Raw genomic sequence first — 9,360 nt, forward strand, 5'->3', positions numbered from 1 at the left:
CCACGCGTATCCGTCGGTAGATGCCGCTCGATCCGTGCGAATTGCGCGTCCGTGAGCCAGAAACGATCCCGGTTCATCCGTGCTTCCTCCCGGAAGCCGTGAATCACACCGAGCCCACGACGCCAATCATTTTATGGGTCCGGACCCTAGTCTCGACGGCCGCAGGACGGCGCGGGGAGCGCGGTGACGATGGGCAGGCCGGACGGCACCCACCGCTTCGACCCGGCGAGCGCCTATGAAATGGTGACGAACTCGCAGATCGAGCAGGAGCGCTGGGCCTTCGCCATGTGCAATGGCCGGCGCGGCGGGCGCTTCGCCGAGATGGGCGCCTTCGACGGCTTCCTGCACAGCAACAGCTATTTCCTCGAGACCGAGCATGGCTGGCAGGGCGTCTGCGTCGAGCCGAACCCCACGCTCTTCGCCAGCCTCAGGCGGAATCGCAGCGCGCTGTGCCTGCAGCGGGCGGTCTACCGCGAACCCGGCCGGATCCTCTCCTTCCTCGCCTCGCAGGAGATCGGCACGCTCGCCGAATGCCGGGGATGACGCCTATGCGCGGGACAGCGCTGCCGCGATCGCATCGGGCGGGCTGATTCAGGTCGAGACCATCACCTTCGCGGAGATCGCCGCCATGGCCGACTTCGCCGAGACCGGCTTCGATTATGTCTCCCTCGACACCGAAGGCTCGGAACTCGATATCCTGCGCAGCATCGATCTGGCACGCCACCGAATCGCGTTGTTCACGGTGGAACACAATTTCGTAGAGCCCCGCCGCGAGCAGATGCGAGTCCTTCTGAACGAAAGAGGGTATCTACGGGTCAACATCGGCTTCGATGACTGGTATTGGCACCCCGAGATCCCGGTCGAGCGCAATCACGGCACATGCGTCGACCACGATGCGATCAATCGGCATTTCAAGCGAATCTTCAAGGACAAGGAGGCGCCGAAAGGTCAGGCTCCCTTTGCAGGCACGACAACGCAGCACCCCATTGCGCCGGAGTGGTTGACGGATTTTCGCAAGTCTGGAAGAAGCACGGCCACGAAACGGCTTGATGCCAGCCTTGCCGCAATCCCCGGGGTGCAATGTGACTTCGCAAACTGCGCAGCGATTTATCGAGCGCGTCAACGATCGCTCGATCGTCATCGGCATTGTCGGCCTGGGCTATGTCGGCATTCCGCTCGCCCTCGCGGCGCTGCGCCAGGGCATCAAGGTCATAGGCTTCGACATCGACCAGAAGCGCGTCGATGACCTCAATGCCGGCAAGAGCGCGATCAAGCACATCCCGATGGACCTGATCATCCAGGCTGCGAAGACGGGACGCTTCGTCGCGACCACCGATTTCGACCGAATGGCCGAGCCCGACGCGCTTCTGATCGCCGTGCCGACGCCGCTGACCAAGTACCGCGAGCCCGACCTGTCCTATGTCGTCAAGACGACCGAGGCGATCGCCAGGCGCCTGCGCAAGGACCAGCTTATCGTCCTCGAATCGACGACCTATCCCGGCACCACCGACGAGGTCATGCGCCCGATCCTGGAAAGGGCGAGCGGGCTGAAGAGCGGCGAAGAGTTCTTCCTGGCCTTCTCGCCGGAGCGCGAGGACCCCGGCAACCCGGATTTCGGAACCTCGACCATCCCGAAGGTCGTCGGCGGCGATGGCGCCGATGCGCTGGCGATGTCCTTGGCGCTCTACGGCGCGCTCGTCGTCAAGGCCGTGCCGGTCTCCTCCACGGCCACGGCCGAGGCGGTTAAGCTGACCGAGAACATCTTCCGTGCCGTCAACATTGCGCTCGTCAACGAGCTGAAGACGGTCTATGCCGCGATGGGCATCGACGTCTGGGAAGTCATCGACGCCGCCAAGACCAAGCCCTTCGGCTTCATGCCGTTCTATCCGGGCCCGGGACTGGGCGGGCACTGCATCCCGATCGACCCGTTCTACCTGACCTGGAAGGCGCGCGAATACGACATAGCCACGCGCTTCATCGAGCTCGCGGGCGAGATCAACACCCGCATGCCCTATCAGGTCGTCGATCAACTCGCCGGCGTGCTCGATTCCAGGGGCCGCAAGAACCTGAGCGACGCGAAGATCCTGATCCTCGGCATCGCCTACAAGAAGAACATCGACGACATGCGCGAGAGCCCCTCGCTCAAGCTCATCGAGCTGATCGAGAAGCGCGGCGCCCATGTCGAGTTCCACGACCCCTTCATTCCGGTGATCCCGCCGACCCGCGAGCATGCCGAGCTGACCGGCCGCAAGAGCGCCCCGATCGGCAAGGAAGCTCTCGCCGGCTACGATGCCGTGCTGATCGCGACCGACCATGACGATGTCGACTACGGCTTCGTCGTCGCCAATTCCAAGCTCGTGGTCGACACCCGCAACGCCTGCACCCGCAAGGGCATCGTCGCGGACAACGTCTACAAGGCCTGACTGAACGGCGCCGGCGGCCCGTCCCGGCCGGCGCGATGGACGAGACCGAGATCGCATCATGACAAGCTTCGCCCTGATCGGCGCCGCCGGCTACATCGCCCCCCGCCACATGCAGGCCATCAAGGCGGTCGGCGGCGATCTGCGCGTCGCCTATGATCCCAACGATTCCGTCGGCATCATCGACAGCCATTTCCCGCAGGCGCACTTCTTCACCGAGTTCGAGCGCTTCGACCGCCATGTCGACAAGCTGCGCCGGCGCGGCGAGCACATCGACTATGTCAGCGTCTGCTCGCCGAACTACCTGCACGACGCCCATATCCGCTTCGGGCTCCGTTCCGGCTCGGACGTGATCTGCGAGAAGCCGCTCGTTCTCAACCCGTGGAACATCGACGGGCTCGCCGAGATCGAGCAGCAGACCGGCCGGAAGATCAACACGATCCTGCAGCTGCGCCTGCACCCGGCGATCCAGGCGCTCAAGGAGCGCATCGCCCAGTCGAACGAGCGCCATGCCGTCGACCTGACCTACATCACCTCGCGCGGCCGCTGGTACCACGCCTCCTGGAAGGGCGACGAGGCCAAGTCGGGCGGTGTCGCCACCAATATCGGCGTCCACTTCTTCGACATGCTGGCCTATGTCTTCGGCCCGCTGCAGTCGCAGACCGCCAGCCTGCGCCAGCCCGAGCGCGCCGGCGGCCTGCTCTCCTACGAGAAGGCCGATGTGCGCTGGTTCCTCTCGGTCGATTCCAACGACCTGCCGGACAGCGTCAAGGGCACGAAGACCACCTACCGCTCGATCACCCTCGATGGCGAGGAGGTCGAGTTCTCCGAGGGCTTCACCGACCTGCATACCCGCAGCTACCAGGAAGTGCTGGCCGGCAAGGGCTATGGCCTCGAGGATGTGCGCTTCTGCGTCGAGGTCGTTTCGCAGTTCCGGAACCTGCCGGTCGTCGCCGGCGGCGAGCGGCATCCCTTCGTCGACAAGTATCTGAAAGGCTGACCCTCGATGGCCGCGCCGGAGATGCGTGACGATCCGCGCTTTCCCGGCGCGAAGATCCATGAGAGCGCCTATGTCGACGATGGCGTGACGATCGGCGCCGGCACGAAGGTCTGGCACTTCGTACATGTCCTCGGTGAGACCGCGATCGGCAGGGACTGCGTGCTCGGCCAGAACGTCATGGTCGGGCCGCGCGTCACCGTGGGCGACAACTGCAAGGTCCAGAACAACGTCGCCCTCTATGACGGCGTCGTGCTCGAGGACGACGTCTTCTGCGGCCCCTCCTGCGTCTTCACCAACGTCAACAATCCGCGTGCCTTCCTGAACCGCAAGTCGGAGTTCCGCCGGACCCTTGTCAAGAAGGGCGCGAGCATCGGCGCCAACGCCACCATCGTCTGCGGCCACACGCTCGGCGCCTACTGCTTCATCGCCGCCGGCGCCGTGGTGGCGAAGGATGTGCCCGACTTCGCGCTGATGGCCGGCGTCCCGGCCCGCCGCATCGGCTGGATGAGCCATGATGGCGCCAGGCTCGGCCCCGATCTGACCTGCCCCGAAACCGGCCGGCGCTATCGCGAGACCGGGCCCGACACCCTCGAGGAGATCCTCTGATGAGCGAACGTCCCGCGATCGAGTTCATCGACCTCAAGGCCCAGCGCCAGCACATCGGCAAGGCGATGGACGAGGCGATCCTCAAGGTCGTCCACGATGGCAACTACATCCTCGGCGAGCAGGTCGGCCAGTTCGAGGCCGGGCTCGCCGGCTTCTGCGGGGCCAGGCATGCGATCGGCGTCGCCAACGGCACCGACGCGCTGATCCTGGTGCTCGAGGCGCTCGGCATCGGCCCCGGCGACGCGGTGATCTGCCCGAGCTTCACCTTCGCCGCCACGGCCGAGGTCATCGCCTGGATGGGCGCGACCCCGGTCTTCGCCGAGATCGACGAGGCGACCTACAACATCGACCCGAAGGGCCTCGCCGCCGCGCTCGAGACGGCCGGCAAGCACCAGCTGAAGCCGCGCGCGCTGATCACGGTCGACCTTTTCGGCCAGGCCTGCGACTACGAGCCGATCGAGGCCTTCTGCAAGGAGAACGGTCTCGTCCTGATCTGCGATTCGGCGCAGGGCTATGGCGCGCGCTACAAGGGCCGCGTCGCTGGCGGCATCGGCGACTTCGCCACGACGAGCTTCTTCCCGGCCAAGCCGCTGGGCTGCTACGGCGATGGCGGCGCGATCCTCACCGACAGCGACGAGCATGCAGAGCTGCTGCGCTCGCTGCGCTTCCACGGCAAGGGCGCCTACAAGTACGACAATGTCCGCGTCGGCGTGAACTCGCGGCTCGACACCATCCAGGCAGCGGTGCTGATCGAGAAGCTCAAGGTCTATGCCGAGGAGATCGAGAAGCGCCAGCGCGTGGCGCAGCGCTACACCGAGGCGCTGAAGGACCTCGCTGTCATGCCCCATGTCCTGGCGGGCTGCGTCTCGACCTGGGCCCAGTACACGATCCGCGTCGATGCCGCGCAGCGCGACGCCTTCCAGGCCGCGCTGAAGGCGAAGGGCGTCCCGACGACCGTCTACTATCCCAAGCCCCTGCACCAGCAGACCGCCTACAAGCACTTCCCCGTCGCCGGCAACGGCCTGCCGATCTCCGAGCGCGTCGCGCAGGAGGTCGTGGCGCTGCCGATGCATCCCTATCTCGACGAGGCGACGCAGGACTACATCATCGAGGCGGTGCGCGAGGCGCTCGCGCCGACTCGCGAGCCTGCGGTGGCATGAGCCGCGAGCGGCGGCTCGCCTATCTGTCCCTCGAGACGCCGCGACCGGGACAGGCATCGCAGACCCACATCGCCGAGATCATCGCAAGCCTCGAAGCCTGCGGCTGGGAGGTCGAACTCTTCGCGACGACGCAAGGGGGCGCGAGCACACGCTCCTCCTTCCTGCGGCGCCTCCTCGACTATGTCCGCATCCAGGCAAGGCTCGTGCGCCGTCTGGGCGATTTCGACGCGGTCTTCATCCGCTCGCATTTCATGGCCCTGCCGCTCGCCCTGCTGGCACGCTGGCGCAAGGTCCCGGTCGTCCAGGAGATCAACGGCACGCCGGCCGATATCGGCGTCACCTATCCCGCGCTCAAGCCGCTCTCGCCGGTCTTCTCCTGGCTCTATCGCGTGCAATACCGGGCGGCGTCGCATCTGATCGCCGTCACCTCCGGTCTCGCCGACTGGGCCAGGGAATTCGCCGGCCATGACCGGGTCAGCACCGTCTCCAATGGCGCCAACACCGAGCTTTTCCGGCCGGAGGGGCCGACCGCCGGGCTGGAGGGGCGCTATGTCGCCTTTGTCGGCGGCCTCGTCGCCTGGCACGGGATCGACACCATGCTCGCCGCCCTCGCCAGGCCGGACTGGCCGCAGGGCGTCCGGCTCGTCATCGTCGGCGACGGGGTCAAACGCGGGAAGCTCGGCTCGGTTCCGGCCGACGGGCGCCTGCTCTGGCTCGGACGCCTGCCCTATGGCGACGTCCCGCCGGTGCTGCGCGGCGCGCTCGCGGCCCTCTGCGTCATCGAGGACCAGGACGGGCGCTCCGCCTCCGGCGTCGCCCCCCTCAAGCTGTTCGAGGCGATGGCCTGCGGCGTGCCGGTGATCGCGAGCGACCTGCCGTTCCAGGCCGAGATCGTCAGGCAGGCCGCTGCCGGCCTCGTCGTCCCGCCGGCCGATCCCGCCGCCATCGCCGCGGCGGTCAAGGTGCTCGCCGAAGCCCCGGACAAGGCGAGCGCGCTCGGCCGCAACGGCGCCGACTACGTCGCGCGCGAGGCGAGCTGGCAGCAGCGCGGTCGCGAGATCGACCGGATCCTCAGCGAGCGCGCACGGGAGGCCGGCCGATGACGCGCGTCGCCCTGGTCTGCATCTCGCCGCTGCAGCACGATTCACGCGTCCTGCGTCACGCCTCCCTGCTCGCCCATGCCGGCTACGATGTTCGCATCTTCGCGCAGGCGCCGCTCCCCGACACGGCGCCGACCCCGGTCACGGTCATGCCCGGACCGGGCAGCGATACCCGCGTAAGGCTCGGAATGGTGTTGAGGCAAGCCCCCGCCTCCGTACTGCCGCTGAGTGCCGACGCACTCTATTGGTGCTCCGCAACCCGGCTCGCCGCGCGCCGCGACCTGCTGCGCTTCCGGCCCGACATCGTTATCGCCAATGATTGGCGAGCCCTGCCCGTCGCCCACGCAGCCAAGCGCGCCTTTAAGGCGCGCATCATCTATGACAGCCACGAATTCGCCTCGGAGGAGTTCTCGGACAGCCTACGCTGGCGCCTGCTCGCACGCAGGCACGTAGTGAGGATCGAGGAGCGCTACATCCGTGAGGCCGACGCCGTCATGACGGTGAGCGACGGCATCGCCGATGCTCTGGCGGCCCAATATGGCATGACGCGCCCCGCGGTCATTTCTAACACACCTGCCTGGCAGAAGACTCCGTTCCGGCCGACCGGCGATCGCATCACTGTGCTCTATCACGGCGTCATCGTGCCACGGCGCGGGCTGGAGACGCTGATTGAAAGCGCCGCCCTCTGGCCTGCCTGTTTCCGTCTGCTGATCCGCGGCCCGGCCCAGGGTGGCTTCGATCAGCATTTGGGTGCGCTCGGCAGCGGCTTAGGCGAGCGGCTGAACATCGAACCTGCGGTCGCTCCCGAGCAGGTCGTCCCGACGGCTGCGCAAGCAGATATCGGCATCTTCCTCCTGTCTAACAGCACCACGCATGCGCGCTTTGCCATGCCCAATAAGATCTTCGAATACATGCAGGCGGGCCTGATGATTGTCAGCAGCAACCTACCAGAGATACGCAGGTTGATCGAAGCGAACGATTGTGGACGCATTCTAAACAATGACACACCTCAAGCAATTGGCGCCTGCTTGGCAGAACTCTCGCGAGACAGAATTGACACGTATAAGCAAGCGAGCATCGCTGCTGCCAAAGTACACTGCTTCGAACTACAGAGTAAAACACTGCTTGAGATCGTAAAGAATGTTTTATAGAATACTTTATATTCAATAAATAAGTTTATACTGAAGCAAAATTTACAATAAATTTTATATTCTTAATATAATTTTGATATAAAACTACTAAAAATTATTAGCATTGACTAGTTATTGAAATTTGCATTATGCGATAGACTGTCAATTTGGAGGCTCTGAGCTGCGTAACTGCAACGGCCCGCAGCCGGCAAAACACAGACCAACCAAGATTACCGACTTATCACTACCGCTCCCGACGGACCGGGCAGGCCGGCTGTTGATTTCCGCCGAGAAGTGACCCTTTAGGGCCCGGGCTCATAACCAGTAGCTGACGGTCGCTGCGATGCAGACGGCGGCGAGGAAGTTGACGGCGTTTCGGTCGTATCGGGTTGCGACACGGCGGAAGTCCTTGAGGCGGCAGAACATGCGCTCGATGGCGTTTCGGTCACGGTGGCGATTAGCCTTGGGCGGGATATTCGGCATCGTGCCGTTCTCCTCGACCTGCCAGCGGATAGCATTGCTGTCGTAGCCCTTGTCGCCATCCCGAGCAGCGTGACCGCACGATCTGGGAGATGTTCGAAGCCGAGCGGGCAAGCCTCGTGCCTTATGCCGGGCGGTTCGACGGCTTCCATGCGCTGCCGGCCGCGGTGTCGAAGACCTGCCTCGTGCGCTTCGACAACAACAAGTACTCGGTCATGGCGAGCGCCGTCGGGCGCCCAGTCGAGATCCGCGCCTATGCCGATCGGATCGAACTGCGCCAGGACGGACGCATCGTCGGCGAGCATTGCCGCTGCTATGGCCGCGACCAGACTATCTACGACCCCTGGCACTATGTCCCGGTGCTGGCTCGCAAGCCGGGCGCCCTGCGCAACGGCGCGCCGTTCAAGGATTGGGTCTTGCCCGGCGCGATCGACCGGGTCCGGCGCAAGCTCGCTGCCGTTAAAGACGGTGATCGGCAGATGGTCGAGATCCTCACAGCGGTGCTCAGCGACGGCTTGCCCGCTGTCGAAGCCGCCTGCGCGGACGCTCTTCGACACGGCGTCCACTTCGCCGACGTGATCATCAACACCCTGGCCCGGCGCCGCGAGCCGGCGGCGGCGATCACGATCATGACGCCCGACGCGCTTCGCCTGCGCCATGAGCCTGCCGCCGACTGTGCCCGCTACGACAGCCTCAGGAGAGCCGTGTGATGGAACGCTCGGAGATTCTTGCCAACATGGGCGAGCTCAAGCTCTACGGCATGAAGGCCGCCTTCGACGAGATCATCGCCACGGCGGTGAAGCGCCAGCACGAGCCGCAGCGGGTCGTCGGCGACCTGCTCGCCGCCGAGATCGCCGAGAAGCAGGCTCGTTCGATCAAGTATCAGATCACCATCGCCAAGCTGCCGCTCGCCAAGGATGTCGCCGACTTCGCCTTCGACGGCACCCCGATCAACGAGACGCTCGTCCGTGATCTCGCCGGCGGGAACTTCCTGGCTCATCAGCGCAATGTCGTCCTGGTCGGAGGCACCGGGACCGGCAAGACCCATCTCGCCATCGCGATCGCCCGGGCCTGCATCCGTGCCGGAGCTCGCGGCCGCTTCTTCAACGTCGTCGATCTCGTCAACAAGCTCGAGGCCGAAGCCCGCGCCGGCCGCCAGGGCCGCATGGCCGATTATCTCGCACGCATGGACTTTATCGTCCTCGACGAACTTGGCTATCTGCCCTTCGCCCAGTCCGGAGGACAACTGCTCTTCCACCTGGTCAGCAGGCTCTACGAGCAGAGCTCCGTCATCGTCACCACGAACCTCGCCTTTGGCGAATGGCCGTCCGTCTTCGGCGACGCCAAGATGACCACCGCGCTCCTCGACCGGCTCACCCATCACTGCGACATCGTCGAGACCGGCAACGAGAGCTGGCGCTTCAAGAACAGGCTCTGAGTTCCCCGCACACCACCGATCCGGAG

Annotated in this window: 9 protein-coding genes and 2 pseudogenes; 10 read left to right on the forward strand and 1 reads right to left on the reverse strand. The window is 65.1% G+C overall.

Features of this window, described 5'->3' with window-relative positions; all coding sequences use genetic code 11:
- The first annotated feature begins 189 nt into the window (after positions 1-189).
- Genes J0J10_RS00845 through J0J10_RS00880 form a run of 8 tightly spaced genes read left to right on the forward strand, consistent with a single transcriptional unit; the run spans position 190 to position 7,437 of the window.
- A complete protein-coding gene (locus J0J10_RS00845; protein ID WP_291644470.1) occupies positions 190-543 on the forward strand; it encodes a class I SAM-dependent methyltransferase in 354 nt (117 codons plus the stop codon).
- Complete coding sequence (locus J0J10_RS00850; protein ID WP_366824617.1) at positions 437-1,246, forward strand: FkbM family methyltransferase; 810 nt, start codon at positions 437-439, stop codon at positions 1,244-1,246. Before J0J10_RS00845 ends, J0J10_RS00850 begins: the two co-directional genes overlap by 107 nt.
- Positions 1,146-2,423, forward strand: a complete 1,278-nt coding sequence (locus tag J0J10_RS00855) for a nucleotide sugar dehydrogenase (RefSeq protein ID WP_465247138.1) — start codon at positions 1,146-1,148, stop codon at positions 2,421-2,423. Before J0J10_RS00850 ends, J0J10_RS00855 begins: the two co-directional genes overlap by 101 nt.
- A 58-nt stretch (positions 2,424-2,481) precedes the next feature.
- The gene (locus J0J10_RS00860; protein ID WP_291644473.1) at positions 2,482-3,420 is read left to right on the forward strand and encodes a Gfo/Idh/MocA family oxidoreductase; all 939 of its coding nucleotides are present in this window, start codon (positions 2,482-2,484) and stop codon (positions 3,418-3,420) included.
- A 6-nt stretch (positions 3,421-3,426) separates the two neighbouring features.
- Positions 3,427-4,026, forward strand: coding sequence for an acyltransferase (locus J0J10_RS00865; RefSeq protein ID WP_291644475.1), 600 nt, complete (start codon positions 3,427-3,429; stop codon positions 4,024-4,026).
- Positions 4,026-5,186 (forward strand): DegT/DnrJ/EryC1/StrS family aminotransferase, encoded by a 1,161-nt coding sequence (locus J0J10_RS00870; protein ID WP_291644477.1) that lies wholly within the window; start codon positions 4,026-4,028, stop codon positions 5,184-5,186. Before J0J10_RS00865 ends, J0J10_RS00870 begins: the two co-directional genes overlap by 1 nt.
- Positions 5,183-6,289, forward strand: coding sequence for a glycosyltransferase (locus J0J10_RS00875; protein ID WP_291644479.1), 1,107 nt, complete (start codon positions 5,183-5,185; stop codon positions 6,287-6,289). Before J0J10_RS00870 ends, J0J10_RS00875 begins: the two co-directional genes overlap by 4 nt.
- On the forward strand, positions 6,286-7,437 hold the full coding sequence (locus tag J0J10_RS00880; RefSeq protein WP_291644481.1) for a glycosyltransferase: 1,152 nt from the start codon (positions 6,286-6,288) through the stop codon (positions 7,435-7,437). Before J0J10_RS00875 ends, J0J10_RS00880 begins: the two co-directional genes overlap by 4 nt.
- 294 nt (positions 7,438-7,731) lie before the next feature.
- Here the strand turns inward: J0J10_RS00880 and J0J10_RS00885 are convergent.
- Positions 7,732-7,953, reverse strand: a pseudogene (locus J0J10_RS00885) (transposase); the annotation flags it as partial.
- Between the two features lie 2 nt (positions 7,954-7,955).
- Between J0J10_RS00885 and J0J10_RS00890 the strand changes: the two are divergent.
- Together J0J10_RS00890 and istB are read left to right on the forward strand one after the other, a co-directional pair.
- Positions 7,956-8,606, forward strand: a pseudogene (locus tag J0J10_RS00890) (Mu transposase domain-containing protein); the annotation flags it as partial.
- A complete protein-coding gene (gene istB, locus J0J10_RS00895) occupies positions 8,606-9,334 on the forward strand; it encodes an IS21-like element helper ATPase IstB (RefSeq protein WP_291644483.1) in 729 nt (242 codons plus the stop codon). The pseudogene J0J10_RS00890 and the gene istB, both read left to right, overlap by 1 nt.
- The last annotated feature ends 26 nt before the right edge of the window (positions 9,335-9,360 follow it).

It is taken from the genome of Allobosea sp. (genome assembly GCF_017308075.1).
In the GTDB taxonomy this organism is placed as follows: Bacteria; Pseudomonadota; Alphaproteobacteria; order Rhizobiales; family Beijerinckiaceae; genus Allobosea.